This window comes from Kluyvera fluvialis (assembly GCF_059725275.1).
The window spans coordinates 4,011,155-4,024,785 of record NZ_AP046142.1 but is presented as its reverse complement, the minus strand read 5'-3'; the positions used below and the strand labels follow the sequence as shown (position 1 = coordinate 4,024,785).

Annotated in this window: 10 protein-coding genes; 3 read left to right on the top strand and 7 right to left on the bottom strand. The window is 52.3% G+C overall.

What is annotated here, in order from left to right:
• Window positions 1-52 precede the first annotated feature (52 nt).
• The 5 genes from AC6I4B_RS19100 to AC6I4B_RS19080 form a co-directional block, all read right to left on the bottom strand.
• A complete protein-coding gene (locus AC6I4B_RS19100) occupies window positions 53-775 on the bottom strand; it encodes a GntR family transcriptional regulator (protein WP_497767412.1) in 723 nt (240 codons plus the stop codon).
• A 273-nt stretch (window positions 776-1,048) separates the two neighbouring features.
• Complete coding sequence (locus AC6I4B_RS19095) at window positions 1,049-2,434, bottom strand: glycoside hydrolase family 1 protein (protein WP_497767410.1); 1,386 nt, start codon at window positions 2,432-2,434, stop codon at window positions 1,049-1,051.
• An 18-nt stretch (window positions 2,435-2,452) separates the two neighbouring features.
• Window positions 2,453-4,708 carry a glycoside hydrolase family 31 protein gene (locus AC6I4B_RS19090; protein ID WP_497767408.1) on the bottom strand — a complete coding sequence of 752 codons (2,256 nt, stop codon included), beginning with the start codon at window positions 4,706-4,708 and terminating at the stop codon, window positions 2,453-2,455.
• Between the two features lie 2 nt (window positions 4,709-4,710).
• Entirely contained in the window at window positions 4,711-6,069 is a 1,359-nt protein-coding gene (locus AC6I4B_RS19085) for a PTS transporter subunit EIIC (protein WP_497767406.1), read from the bottom strand.
• 33 nt (window positions 6,070-6,102) lie between these two features.
• Window positions 6,103-6,402: a PTS sugar transporter subunit IIB gene (locus AC6I4B_RS19080; protein WP_497767405.1), complete on the bottom strand. Its 300-nt coding sequence runs from the start codon at window positions 6,400-6,402 to the stop codon at window positions 6,103-6,105.
• A gap of 277 nt (window positions 6,403-6,679) precedes the next feature.
• Between AC6I4B_RS19080 and AC6I4B_RS19075 the strand changes: the two genes are divergently transcribed.
• The gene (locus AC6I4B_RS19075) at window positions 6,680-7,552 is read left to right on the top strand and encodes an ROK family protein (protein ID WP_497767403.1); all 873 of its coding nucleotides are present in this window, start codon (window positions 6,680-6,682) and stop codon (window positions 7,550-7,552) included.
• A 28-nt stretch (window positions 7,553-7,580) separates the two neighbouring features.
• Here the strand turns inward: AC6I4B_RS19075 and AC6I4B_RS19070 are convergent, their stop codons facing one another.
• Window positions 7,581-8,372: a DUF2950 family protein gene (locus AC6I4B_RS19070; RefSeq protein WP_497767402.1), complete on the bottom strand. Its 792-nt coding sequence runs from the start codon at window positions 8,370-8,372 to the stop codon at window positions 7,581-7,583.
• 12 nt (window positions 8,373-8,384) lie between these two features.
• Complete coding sequence (locus AC6I4B_RS19065) at window positions 8,385-9,947, bottom strand: DUF3300 domain-containing protein (protein WP_497767400.1); 1,563 nt, start codon at window positions 9,945-9,947, stop codon at window positions 8,385-8,387.
• A gap of 398 nt (window positions 9,948-10,345) precedes the next feature.
• Here AC6I4B_RS19065 and acnB point away from each other — a divergent pair, with 398 nt between their 5' ends.
• Together acnB and yacL are read left to right on the top strand one after the other, a co-directional pair.
• Window positions 10,346-12,943, top strand: coding sequence for a bifunctional aconitate hydratase 2/2-methylisocitrate dehydratase (acnB, locus tag AC6I4B_RS19060; RefSeq protein ID WP_497767399.1), 2,598 nt, complete (start codon window positions 10,346-10,348; stop codon window positions 12,941-12,943).
• A 258-nt stretch (window positions 12,944-13,201) separates the two neighbouring features.
• A complete protein-coding gene (yacL, locus tag AC6I4B_RS19055; protein ID WP_497767397.1) occupies window positions 13,202-13,564 on the top strand; it encodes a protein YacL in 363 nt (120 codons plus the stop codon).
• The last annotated feature ends 67 nt before the right edge of the window (window positions 13,565-13,631 follow it).

Here is a 13,631-nt window from a genome sequence, read left to right as displayed (position 1 = left end):
TACGGGTGTAACCTATCTGAAAAACCTCCGGCTATGCCGGAGGATATCTATTTTAACTATTAATATTGACGTGCTGAAGTTCGTAGCGATCGTGACGGTAGTGGATAATGCTGTATTCAAACGGCAGGCCATTATCCAGATACGACACTTGCTCAATTTCCATGATGGGATCGACGGGATTAATCGCGAGATTCTCCACTTCCAGCGTATTGGCTCGACATGCCCGTAAAGTCTGGTGCTGGCTTTGGATGGAGAAATTAGTTTCGACTTCAATATAGCGATAAACCGAGTCCATCAGATTATCGATACGAATACCGGGAAAGAGCGTTACGGGAATATCGGTATATTCAATGCAATAAGGTTGCTTATCAACGTAACGGACACGAATAAACTGATAAACAAAATCGTTGGAGTCGATATGAAGATATTTAACGCTATTTTCTTGAGGGTGGACGACGCTAAACTGAACCAGTTTGGTTGATACCGATTCTTCTGGGTGAGCCGCAGAAAAACCGAAATTTTTGCTGTTCAGCGGCATATTTCCTGCCAGCGAGGCTGCGCCCTTAACAAACGACCCGACGCCCCTGCGCTTAATAATAAGCCCGTCGTTGACCAGTAAATCCATCGCTTTTTTGACCGTAATTCTGCTGGCGTTATAGAGGCTGCCCAGCTCCTTTTCCAGAGGAAGTTGCTGGTTGATACTATAATAACCTGTAATGATTTTGCTTCTTATATCATTAAATATTATTTTATATTTCAGAGAATTATCGGTCATTTCGCTATTTTGAATATGCAAATAAAACCACTATACCACTTAGCTGGCGCACACAGGAAACGCTACGTGATATTGCATTTCAGGTGGCGTAGACACTAAACACCATGCCTGATGGCGGCTTACGCCTTATCAGGCCGACAAAATATAACGTAGGCCGGATAAGCGCAGCGCCATCCGGCAATGTCACAGCAATGCCTGATGGCGGCTTACACCTTATCGGGCCGACAAAATATAACGTAGGCCGGATAAGCGTAGCGCCATCCGGCAAGGCGCTTAGTGGTCAAAGCCATTGGCGTCGTGTAACGCTTTAAACCAGTAACCGCTTTTTTTAATCAGCTTATTGCCTGTGGAGAGATCGAGCGAAACCAGCCCATAGCGATTCCGGTAAGCGTTAGACCACGACCAGTTATCAATAAACGTCCAGACATGATAACCAAAGCACTGGCTCCCTTCCTGAATCCCTTTATGCAGCCAGAGCAGGTGATCGCGATAGAACTGAATGCGGTAATCATCGTTCAGCTCGCCATTCACGATACGCTTGCGCTCATCTTTCACGCCAAAGCCATTCTCAGATACCATCCAGGGAATATTGCCGTAATTATCGCGGATATTAAGCGCGATATCGTAAAGCCCTTTCTCGTATATTTCCCAGTTCTTATCCTCGTTAATTCGGCTGCCAGGCATGGTGTAGTTATCAAAATAGTATTCAGGCGTAAACGGCGCTTCTGGATTAGGCAGAGAACTGCGGGCGCATACCCGACGAGGATGGTAGTAATTCACCCCTAAAAAATCGACGGTATGGCGGCGGATCACCTCGCAAGCATGCGGGGGCATTTGCCCCAGTAGCTGATGTTTTTTCAGCAGTGCCACCAGTTCGCTGGGGAACTCGCCTTTGACTGCCGGATCGAGGAACGAGCGGTTGCAAAATAGATCGGCAATTTCCGCCGCGCGCAGATCGGCCGGATGCTGGCTGCGTGGGTAAGACGGCGTCAGATTTAAAGCGATCCCTATTTTCCCGTCCTGCTGCTGTTCACGGTACTGTGCAATAGCCAGTGCGCTGGCATATAAGGTATTAAAGGCGACCTGTACTGCCGCCTCCGGGTCCATCCGGTTAGGATAATGGAAATTGTATAAATAGCCGCCTTCTACGTGGACAATCGGCTCGTTGAAGGTGAACCAGTATTTAACTCTGTCGCCAAATAGACGGAAACAGCTTGCGGCATAATCGGCAAAATGATGCGCCACTTGTTCATTTTCAAATCCGCCGATCTCCTGCATCGCTATCGGCATATCAAAATGGAAGAGGTTAATTATCGGCGTAATGCCGTTGCGAATTAACTCATCAATCATTTCATTATAAAAATCGACCGCCTGGGGATTTATCTCACCAGTGCCTAAGGGATACAGGCGCGACCAGCTAATTGAGGTACGAAATGAGTTATGTCCGGTTGCCGTTAAGTAAGCGATATCCTCGTGCATATTCTTATAGAACTGCGAGGTATCCTGCGGCCCGACGCGGCGGTGAAATCGCTCTGGCTCCAGTTCAAACCAGCGATCCCAAACGTTCTTGCCTTTACCGAACTGCTGGCTAGCCCCTTCGGTTTGGGTCGCGGAAGCGGCGCTACCCCACATAAATTTATCAGGAAATATCAGTTTCATTTTCAGCCCTGCCAGAAATTAGACGATATGGGTAAATGCCACGGTGCCGGGGTAGTCGCTGTGAACCACGCCATTTTCAATGGCCCAGTGATAGCGATGGCGATTTTCATCGACGAGAACGCCGCTGTTTTGAGTGATATCGCCGTAGCCCTGCAATATCACCGGCACATGGTTAAAGGATTTCAGATGACTAATTGCCTGGGCGAAAGTGGGAATCATCGCCCCTTCACGAATAAAGAGAGGAATATCATCAAGGGTGATATCGACAGTGATAACACGCTGACCTTCATGCCAGTTTCTGTCATGCAGTGAATACCAGCGCCCCGCAGGCAGATAGATGCTTCGCTGCTGCTGCTCTGGTTCCAGAACGGGAACAATCATGATGCTCTCGCCGAGCATGAATTGATCGTCAATGGCGTGGACAAAGGGATCGCCTTCAAACACCAGCGCCAGATGGCGCATCAGCGGCAGGCCCGAATCTTCGGCTTCGCAGCCGAGCGCGAGTAACTGCGGCAGCCACTGATAGCGAAGCTGGCTGTAGCGTCTGACAATCTCCACCGCCTGCTCGCCGAAATACCACGGTTCGCGTGGGCTAACCCCATGATAGCGCGCCAGAGAGCAGAGCAATCCCACCTGTGACCAGCGGATATAAAGTTCCGGGTCAACATCCTGTCCTTTAAAACCGGCGATATCGCTGCTCCAGTAGCATTCGCCGCTAAAACCGACGCTCAGCCCGCCGCGTAGGGTATGCTTTAGCCCCTCGAAGGTGGATTCGACGTCCCCGGACCACGTCCCGGCGAAGCGTCCGCAGCCCAAAAATCCCGGTCTTTTCCACACCAGCGCCGTGCCGTGAACCTCCTGCGTCGCCTCATAGCAAACTTTGGCGTACAGCCAGATATAGGCGTTATGCATATCTTTGCCGCTGTAGCCGTTATAAAACCGCGCATCCGCAGGAATGCGGTCGGCATAATCCGGTTTTAAGGCTTTCAGGCCACGGCCAAGCAGTATTTTAAGATAACCTTTCCACCACGCGTAAGCCTGCGGGTTGGTGAGGTCGGGAATGCCGATTTCGCTGACATTGCGCCGGTAAATATGGGCGATGCCGCCGTCCTGGGTTTTGACCAGGTAGTCCTTTTCCAGCGCCTCGCGGTAAATATCGGTGTCTGGTGGAAGATAAGGATTGATCCATACCGAGCAGGCCACGTTCTCTTTTTCCAGCGCGGCAAAGAACGCTTCCGGCTCGGGGAAATTGGCATCGCCCCATTCAAAGTCGCAGCAATCGACCCAAAAATCCTTATACCAGTAATGTTTGCCCCAGTTCACATCCAGGTGAAGTACATCGTAGGGGAGGCGGTGCGCTTCAAGCTGGCGCTTAATGTCCAGCACCTCTTTCGCGTTTTGATAAGCGCAGCGGCTGTACCAGACGCCCAGCGTCCAGGGGGCGGGGAGCGCCGGTGTTCCCTGCATTTGCGCCTGGATGCTGACTAACGCTTTCAGCGAGTCGGCGAAGAAAAGATAGCCGCGCAGTAAGCCGCTTTCGCACAGCACGCTGGCAGACTCAAAACAGAAATGGCCCACTTCCCAGTGCGTTCTTCTGGCGGTTGCCATCAGCACACCATATCCGGCATCGCTGAGCAGCACGGGATGGGCTTTATAACTGAGATCCGTTGAGTTAGTGGCGCAGGCGTCCATCACGTAGCTGGTGATGCGGGTCTGTGATTTTTCGACGTTACCGAATTTTTCGCCGAGGCCATAAAAATGCTGACCGTTTTTCATTTCCCATGAGAGAAATGTCTCCGTCTGGCCCAGCTCATCAATGCGGATGCCGAGGCCTGGAGTCACGGGCTGACGCGACACTTTTTTACTGGATAACGTAAAACGCTGCGTGCCACGGCCGACCTGGAGTGCAAAAGGGGAGTGGGTGAGCGCCACGCTGAGTTCGCCGTCGCGCAGAACGGTGCTGTTGCTACCGGCGCTGACGGCCAACGGACGGCGCGGTAAATCCGTTACCGGCAGATAAAACGCGGGCATTTCATGGTTAACCGGCAGCGGGCTGAAGGTAAAATAGAGGTTGTTTGTTTCCACTACCGCCAGTGTCAGGCAAGCCGCTTTGCCGCTGGTTAGCGTCACCAGAATCTCAACGCCGTCCTCTTTTTGATTAATCCCCGTCACCTCGGTGACATAGTCGTAATGATAGCCCTCATGATAAAAGAGGCGATCGCTTTTTTGGTAATCCCAGCCATTAACGGCTTTATTGAGAATATGTTCTTCCATGCTTATCGGTTCTCCGCATTCAGACGGCTTTCATTGATTGAGTTGGCTATTCGGATAAACGGCATATACACAGCAGTCATGACTACAATAACCAGTAGCTGATAAATGCCGCCGGATATTTGTCCGGTAAACAGAATGCCTGAGATAATGGGCGGAACGGTCCACGGAACGTTATTAGTGATGATGGGCAACATTCCCATATTGGTGAGCATCACCGCGCCGAAAAATGGAATGATCCAGCTCAACATATAAGGAATAAACATCACCGGGTTGAGAATAATGGGCAGGCCGAAATTAATCGGTTCACTAATATTAAAAATAGCCGGTGCAAAGGCGATCTTCGCCGTATTACGGTTTTCCGCCAGACGTGAAAAAAGCCAGACGGCAATAATCGGTGCGACGGTCATCCCACCGGAGGAAACTGCCGAGAAATTGAAGAAGAGCGTAGAATACAGATGATGCGCCACGCCCATAATATTTTCGTTATCGTTAATGCCCCACGTCAGCCCGAATATTGGCCCCCAGACGGAGGTGGCGTGGATGCCGAACCATTGCAGCAGGCCAGTGGTGACGATGGCGACAACCGCAAAGAAGGGCGTTGACGCGGCTGCCAGCGCGGGTTTTTGCAGCATCGAGAGCAGAACTTCCGGCACAGAGGAGCTAAAGCAGGCGTGGAGTATCGCCGCCAGGATGACAAACACCAGCAGGGTGAAGCTACCGGGGATCAGCGACTCAAAACTACGCGCCACGGCGGGCGGGACGCTGTCCGGCATTTTGATGGTGAAATTCAGCTCCACCATACGATTAAATAGCCAGATGGTTAGGCCAGAAACTAACAGGCCGGTAAAAATCCCTTCCTGACCGATAAAACGAGTGTTAACGATGCCGCTTAGCGTGACGACCTGCTGATTGATATCGTTAGTGGTAAATTCCCACGGCAGACAAATAAAGAACGCCGCCAGCGAGTAAAAGACCACCACAATTGGCTCTTTATTTTTCGGGAAAAAGCGCCGTGTGCCGAAGAATGTGAAACCGACAATAATCAGCAGGGCGTTTATCGCCATCGTGCCATTGATAAAGTAATTACAGTAATGCTGTAGCAGCACCAGTCTCGCCGCCATTGCAGAGGTTTTCCATGCCTCGCTACTGCTGTAAAACAGTTCTCCAAGCCCCAGCCCGGATGGGCCAAAAATAATACCCGCCGGATCGAGAAAAACGGAGCTTATCATAATAGCGATACCGGCAATCATTAATGGAACGCCTGACATAATAAAGGTGTCACGCAGCGTCAGTAGTAAGCGGTTTCCCGCAATTTTGCTGATGCCTTTGGTGAGCGCCATCTGAAGAGCAGTTGTTGACATTGGTGCAACCCCATCCCTGTAATGACAATAAAATTAGTCTTTCAGTAGCGCATCGATTCGCTGTTTAAGCCGCTCGCCATCCATGCTGCCAAACTCCTGGATACCCAGCGTTAAGGTTAATTTTTCCGGGTAATCTCGTTTGATATCTTCCTGCGCCCAGGCAATTTGCGGCCCGAGGATAATGATCTGTGAGTCTGGGGCGACATCAGGCAAGCTGGAATAATCATACGCTTCAACGGTATGTTCTATTCCTGCTGCGGCATACGCCGCTTTTAATTTTTTGGCCATCATGCTGGTGGACATACCTGAGTTACAAAAAAGTGAAATATTCATATTTAAGGCTCCATAAATCTAATCGGATAATATTCCATGGAAATCTTGTTGAATAATTGATACGCGTAGTGTCAGCTAACATACGCTTCGTTTTTTTCATGTAAATACCAATTTTAATAAAGGATATGTCTTTTGTGACTTTAATCCTGGTTTAATGGTTAAGTTGATTTTTACATTGAGCTTTTGTTTTTCTTGTCGTAAATAAACAGATGTGCAATACGTTATATATAATTGTTATTTATGGTTTGTTGTTTAAATATAATTATGGAGGATGCGAATGGCGATCTTACTTTTTGACTGGGGTGGCTCATCGGTAAAATATGGCGTCTGGGACAACGGCTCGCTGGTGCAAAAATCTGCGTTTAAAACCCCCGCCGATTGGCCGGCAATGCAGGCGGCGATGATGGCGATTTACCACCAGTACCGGCAGGATTTTACGCTTGAAGGGGTGTCGATAAGCGCGCCGGGGAATGTCGATCCTGAAAGGGGCGTGATTGGCGGGTTAAGTGCAATTCCTTATATTCATCACTTTTGCATCGTGGATGAGCTTCGCGCACTGTTTAAACTGCCGGTCTGTATTGAGAATGACGCGAATGCCGCCGCTATTGCAGAGGCCGCCATAGGGGCAGGGCAGCGGGATGAAACGGTGCTATTTGTGATTGTCGGCTCTGGCGTCGGTGGGGCGGTGGTGCGTAATAAAACCCTGCATCGAGGGGCGCACAAATATGCCGGTGAGTTTGGTCTGATGACATTGCACGATGGCAAGACGTTTAGCGAATTGGGTACGGCGGTAGCGATGGCGAGACGTTATTGCGAACGTAAGGCGCTGATTGCTGACTCGCTAAACGGTAGTGATATTTTCCGCCTGGCGGAGGAGGGCGATATTTTGGCGCAGGAGGAGGTGGCGTCATTTTATCACTGGATGGCGACTGGGTTGCTCAATTTACAGGTTTGCTACGATCCCGATTGCATTATTATCGGCGGCGGTATTTCGTCTAACGATGCGGTTATTGCCGGTATTCAGCAACAGTTACGTGAGAGTGTCGCTGAGAAAGGGCTATCTGAATTTCTGCCGCGCGTGGTGGCGTGTCAGTACCGCAATGACGCGAATCTGATTGGCGCTGCGGTTCACTTTACCCGCGCAATTTAAAGGCCGCTCTGTTGAGCGGCCTTTTGTATTATGGGTTGACGGGATGCCAGTTGCTATCCGGGGCGTAAGCGTTTAGCGCCTGCGCTTTCTGTGGTGATGCTTCGCCAAGATCGGCCTGATAAACGCTATCATCGCCGCTAATCATAAAGCTCATCACGCCCGTTTGGCCGTACTCGACAGGCCAGGCCACCATCGCAAAACCGCTGTTGTGGTCGGGAATAATACGAAAACGATAGCCGTGATATCCTGCTCCAGGCTCTTGCGGGCTGAAGGCTGGCCCCAGAGGGCTAGGCTCTTCGCCCGGTGAGACTGGCCAGTAAAGACCATCTTTTTTCCCTTCGCTACTGACAATTTTTTGCGCATACGATTGATTCAGCGCGTAATAGCGCTCCTGGGCATCGACGTAGGCGTGCAGTGCGCCAATAGCCGAAAGTTCATTACGACCGATGGTTCGCGTGAGGATCTCCTCCTGGGCGGCGGGCATATCAAAATGCCAGCCCTGACCCGTTTTCACCAGAGGAATAGGAAGTTGCCACGCCTCTTGCCCGACGTTCAGATGCGCCAGATTATCCTTCTGCACAATATGGTGGCTCACTTTCCAGTCGCGGTTAAAACGTGCCACCGCCTCGGGATCGGCGCCTTCCGGCGGCAGAAATTGCCGCCAGTTATCGCCCAGAAGCGCCGTGAGCTGCTTATCATTGTGCTGCGCCACTGCGCTGGCAAACGCATCGGCTGCCGCTTCGGGTGACGTAAATACCTGTTGAGCATGGCTGATTAATGGCAATGACAACAACAGGGCGCTTAACAGAATTTTTTTCATCAGAAGCTCCAGTTAACGATGGCGAAGTTCGCGGTGCTCAGAAATATTTTCACGCGCAGCCGCGCGCTGCCTGCTGTCGATATTGCTGGAACGGCGGCTTTCCTGCCCGCGCCGCTGCTGAGATTGCCATGACGGCGAGCGGCTATCATTACCGCTAAAGACGTTGGAATGCGTATTCTGGCGAGAGGCTGGCTGGGTAGCTCCAACGTGCTGGCGAATGTTTTCCCTCTGAGGTTGCGAAACCGGATGCTGCTGGGCCTTTGACTTCAGCTCGCTGCGCTGTTGCGGCGTGGTCGATTGCTTAAGTGCCTCGCGACGGCTGTTGTTTTGTGTTTCGTCATAGCCACGATAATTATTGCGCTGGGCAATGTGATTCAATTGCCGGGAGGCGGCGTTACGCTGACTATCACGCGATGTTTCCCCTGACAGGTTGCCCGCAGGCGTCTGGTTGTGCTGCTTTAATTGTGCCATTGCGGCCTGCCGTTGGCTGTCTCGTGTCGCCGCTGTCGCGGGCGTGCGTTCGGTTGAACTTAACCCACCGCTGACGTCGGTTTGATGAAAACGTGGTGATACTGCCTTGTTCTGATAAGGCACGTTATCGCGATAGATGGGGTTATGTTGCCAGCCCATCGTTTCGCCATGAATATTTTGCCCACTGATCTTGTTGAAATTGTTGACGTTAATATTGATGTTATCGCCATTGTGCTGATAATCGCCGCCGCCGTGGTGGTGGTCGTCATCATCGTGATGGTGATGATCGTCATCGTCCCAGTCGATGTTGCTGAAAATAGCGTAGGTGGTGGCGACGCCCAGACTATAGCCGAAGCCTTTAACAAAGCTCTCGGCGAACTGTTCCCCCGGAGGCGGCGGCAGATATACCGGCGGTGCGGAGGTATAAGGCCAACTGCTGCCGTAGACGACCGTTGGGTTGTAGTTCGGCACGTAGACGATTTGCGGGTCGCTCGACTCGATTTTAATCACCGTTGGGGTGCTGTTTGTGCTGTGTGATGATGACGCAGACACCGTGCGTTTAGTGGTGGTCACGGTCTGCTGAGGCGTGGATTTCAGTGAGCCGGTCTGCTGCGCCAACTGGCGAAGTTTTTGCACCGCATCCATCACATCCTGCGGCTGTGCCAGAAACGCATTGCCCAGATTTTCCACCCACTGCGGATCTTCCGCCATCATGGCGGTGAGCTGCGGGAAGGCTACCAGCGATTTAACGCTGACATCCCACGGCTGGCTGGCCACTGCTTTCACCGCCGCGTCGCCCTGTTGGCCGGGATGATCCTTCGACCACTGTACCGCCTGGATAACATTCTCGGGATAGGTTGATGCCATCAGCACCTGCGACAGCAGCGGATCAGGGTAGAGTGCGACAGGCGCGACCCATTGCGTGATTTGCGCGACGGTGTAGGTTGCCGGTGCGGCAGTTTGCACTGGTGCTGCCACGGCGGCGGCTGGTGGCGCCTCCGGTGGCGCAGGCTCGCGGCTTTTGACAAACAGCGTACCTGCGGCTGCCAGCAGCCCGGCGCTGCATATCAATGCAATATAGTGGGGCTTGAAGGGCAAATTCATGGAGGTTCTCCAGGGAACGACACATTCCGTATCAGTGGGTCGGATATGCCGCGAGTATAATGAGCCTGTTGTTTGTTTTTTGATTAAAGCAGGGATTTGAGGTGTTAGCGGGGGAATTTGATGCGGGTTAAGTGTCGCCTTCTCATTGCCAGATGGGTTAATCCCCGTTCAATGAGTGGTTTTTTCCTATCCCAAAAAGGGTTTTTTTAATCTCTTATATCAACATTAACGATTCAGCAAATATTTAATGTTGCTTTTTTGTAAACGGATTAACACCTCGATAAAATCCTGCTATTCTGCCCGTTGCGGTACTCGGCGTTTACCCTACAAACTGCTGTCTCACAGGAGCGTGAAGAAGAGCCGACCGCATATGACAATGAGAGCGAGGAGATACCGTCGTGCTAAAAGAATACCGTGAGCACGTAGCTGAGCGTGCCGCTGAAGGGATTGTAGCCAAACCCTTAGATGCAACCCAAATGGCCGCGCTGGTTGAGCTGCTGAAAAATCCGCCTGCTGGCGAAGAAGAATTCCTGTTAGACCTGTTAACTAATCGAGTACCGCCGGGCGTTGATGAAGCTGCCTATGTTAAAGCGGGTTTCCTCGCCGCTATCGCAAAAAGCGAAGCCACTTCCCCACTGATTACACCAGAAAAAGCCATCGAACTGCTGGGCACTATGCAGGGTGGTTACAACATCCATCCGCTGATTGACGCGCTCGACGATGCCAAACTGGCACCGATTGCCGCCAAAGCGCTGTCCCACACTTTGCTGATGTTCGACAACTTCTACGACGTAGAAGAGAAAGCGAAAGCGGGCAATACCTACGCGAAACAGGTTATTCAGTCCTGGGCTGACGCCGAATGGTTCCTGAACCGCCCGGCGCTGGCAGAAAAAATGACCGTTACCGTGTTCAAAGTGACCGGTGAAACCAACACCGATGACCTTTCTCCGGCTCCGGATGCATGGTCTCGCCCGGATATTCCACTGCACGCGCTGGCGATGCTGAAAAACGCCCGTGAAGGGATCGAGCCGGATCAACCTGGCGTTGTTGGCCCAATCAAACAGATTGAAGCCTTGCAACAGAAAGGTTTCCCGCTGGCCTACGTGGGTGACGTTGTCGGTACGGGTTCTTCCCGTAAATCCGCCACTAACTCCGTATTGTGGTTCATGGGCGATGATATCCCTCATGTTCCGAATAAGCGCGGCGGCGGCCTGTGCCTCGGCGGCAAAATTGCTCCTATCTTCTTCAACACGATGGAAGATGCGGGCGCGCTGCCGATTGAAGTGGACGTGAACGACCTGAACATGGGCGACGTGATTGACGTTTATCCATTCAAAGGCGAAGTGCGTAACCACGAAACGGGCGCACTGCTGGCAAACTTTGAACTGAAAACCGACGTACTGATTGATGAAGTTCGTGCGGGTGGTCGTATTCCACTGATCATTGGTCGTGGCCTGACGGCGAAAGCGCGTGAATCTCTGGGCTTGCCGCACAGTGACGTTTTCCGCCAGGCGAAAGATGTCGCAGAAAGCAACCGTGGCTTCTCTCTGGCACAGAAAATGGTCGGTCGTGCGTGCGGCGTGAAAGGCATTCGTCCGGGCGCATACTGCGAGCCGAAGATGACGTCTGTCGGTTCTCAGGACACCACCGGTCCGATGACCCGTGATGAGCTGAAAGACCTCGCCTGTCTGGGCTTCTCGGCCGATCTGGTGATGCAGTCCTTCTGCCACACTGCGGCGTATCCGAAGCCGGTTGATGTGAACACGCACCATACGCTGCCAGACTTCATCATGAACCGTGGCGGCGTCTCGCTGCGTCCGGGGGATGGTGTTATCCACTCCTGGCTGAACCGTATGCTGCTGCCGGATACCGTGGGCACTGGCGGTGACTCCCATACCCGTTTCCCGATTGGTATTTCCTTCCCGGCGGGTTCTGGCCTGGTGGCGTTTGCTGCCGCAACGGGCGTGATGCCGCTGGACATGCCGGAATCCGTGCTGGTGCGTTTCAAAGGCAAAATGCAGCCGGGTATCACTCTGCGCGACCTGGTTCATGCCATTCCGCTGTATGCCATCAAACAGGGGCTGCTGACTGTTGAGAAGAAAGGGAAGAAAAACATCTTCTCTGGTCGCATCCTGGAAATTGAAGGCCTGCCGGACTTGAAAGTTGAGCAAGCGTTCGAGCTGACCGATGCTTCCGCAGAGCGTTCTGCTGCCGGTTGTACCATCAAGCTGAATCAGGAACCTATCATTGAGTACCTGACGTCTAACATCGTGCTGCTGAAGTGGATGATCGCCGAAGGCTACGGTGACCGCCGTACCCTGGAGCGTCGCGTGCAGGGCATGGAAAAATGGCTGGCGAAACCGGAACTGCTGGAAGCTGACGCTGACGCAGAGTACGCGGCGGTGATCGACATTGATCTGGCAGATATCAAAGAGCCGATTCTGTGTGCACCGAACGATCCTGACGACGCTCGCCTGCTGTCTGACGTGCAGGGCGAAAAAATCGATGAAGTGTTTATCGGTTCCTGCATGACCAACATCGGCCACTTCCGTGCTGCCGGTAAACTGCTGGATAGCCATAAAGGCCAGTTGCCAACCCGCCTGTGGGTTGCGCCGCCAACCCGTATGGATGCCGCGCAGTTAACCGAAGAAGGCTACTACAGCGTGTTCGGTAAGAGCGGCGCGCGTATCGAGATCCCGGGCTGTTCACTGTGCATGGGTAACCAGGCGCGCGTGGCAGACGGTGCGACGGTGGTGTCCACCTCGACCCGTAACTTCCCGAACCGTCTTGGTACTGGCGCGAACGTGTTCCTGGCCTCTGCGGAACTGGCGGCGGTTGCCGCGCTGATTGGTAAACTGCCGACGCCGGAAGAGTACCAAACCTTCGTCGCCCAGGTCGATAAAACGGCGGTTGATACTTACCGCTATCTGAACTTCGACCAGCTCTCTCAGTACACCGAGAAAGCCGATGGCGTGATTTTCCAGACTGCCGTGTAAGGTTGTCAGCTTCAAACTGAAAAGCCGCTTCTTGTGAAGCGGCTTTTTTTTGCCCGTCAATCAGGCCGAAAAAACGGGGATTGCCATCAGCGCATATCTATTGCGCGAAAGTTGACGATAATGCGTGCAGCCAGGCGCTGAACGCACTTTTATTTGCACGACCTCTACCCGACACGCTTTTTTTATTGCGCTCTGCTGCGATAATTAGTGATAGGTACAATGCAGCGGTGACGCATTGCCTTTGTAGAGGAACAGATCATGGATTATGAATTTCTGCGCGACGTTACCGGAGGGGTAAAAGTACGTATGTCGATGGGCCACGAAGTGGTCGGTCACTGGTTTAATGAAGAGGTCAAAGGCAACCTCTCGCTACTGGATGAAGTCGAACAGGCCGCACGCACCGTAAAAGGCAGTGAACGTTCATGGCAGCGCGCCGGGCATGAGTACACATTATGGTTGGATGGCGAAGAAGTGATGATTCGCGCTAATCAACTGGAGTTTTCCGGCGATGAAATGGAAGAAGGGATGAACTACTACGATGAAGAGAGCCTCTCGCTCTGCGGCGTAGAAGACTTCTTGCAGGTTATCGCAGCGTACCGTGAGTTTATGCAACAACGCTAATCAACGCGGAGCCACTCGGCTCCGCATTACTATCGGGTGCGCGCAGCGCGCACCCGATAGCCGAGCA

What these genes read in the sequence shown, in the direction of transcription:
- AC6I4B_RS19100 (WP_497767412.1), bottom strand. Translation starts at nt 775, where the DNA reads ATGACCGATAATTCTCTGAAATATAAAATAATATTTAATGATATAAGA.
- AC6I4B_RS19085 (WP_497767406.1), bottom strand. Translation starts at nt 6,069, where the DNA reads ATGTCAACAACTGCTCTTCAGATGGCGCTCACCAAAGGCATCAGCAAA.
- AC6I4B_RS19090 (WP_497767408.1), bottom strand. Translation starts at nt 4,708, where the DNA reads ATGGAAGAACATATTCTCAATAAAGCCGTTAATGGCTGGGATTACCAA.
- AC6I4B_RS19070 (WP_497767402.1), bottom strand. Translation starts at nt 8,372, where the DNA reads ATGAAAAAAATTCTGTTAAGCGCCCTGTTGTTGTCATTGCCATTAATC.
- AC6I4B_RS19065 (WP_497767400.1), bottom strand. Translation starts at nt 9,947, where the DNA reads ATGAATTTGCCCTTCAAGCCCCACTATATTGCATTGATATGCAGCGCC.
- yacL (WP_497767397.1), top strand. Translation starts at nt 13,202, where the DNA reads ATGGATTATGAATTTCTGCGCGACGTTACCGGAGGGGTAAAAGTACGT.
- AC6I4B_RS19095 (WP_497767410.1), bottom strand. Translation starts at nt 2,434, where the DNA reads ATGAAACTGATATTTCCTGATAAATTTATGTGGGGTAGCGCCGCTTCC.
- AC6I4B_RS19075 (WP_497767403.1), top strand. Translation starts at nt 6,680, where the DNA reads ATGGCGATCTTACTTTTTGACTGGGGTGGCTCATCGGTAAAATATGGC.
- AC6I4B_RS19080 (WP_497767405.1), bottom strand. Translation starts at nt 6,402, where the DNA reads ATGAATATTTCACTTTTTTGTAACTCAGGTATGTCCACCAGCATGATG.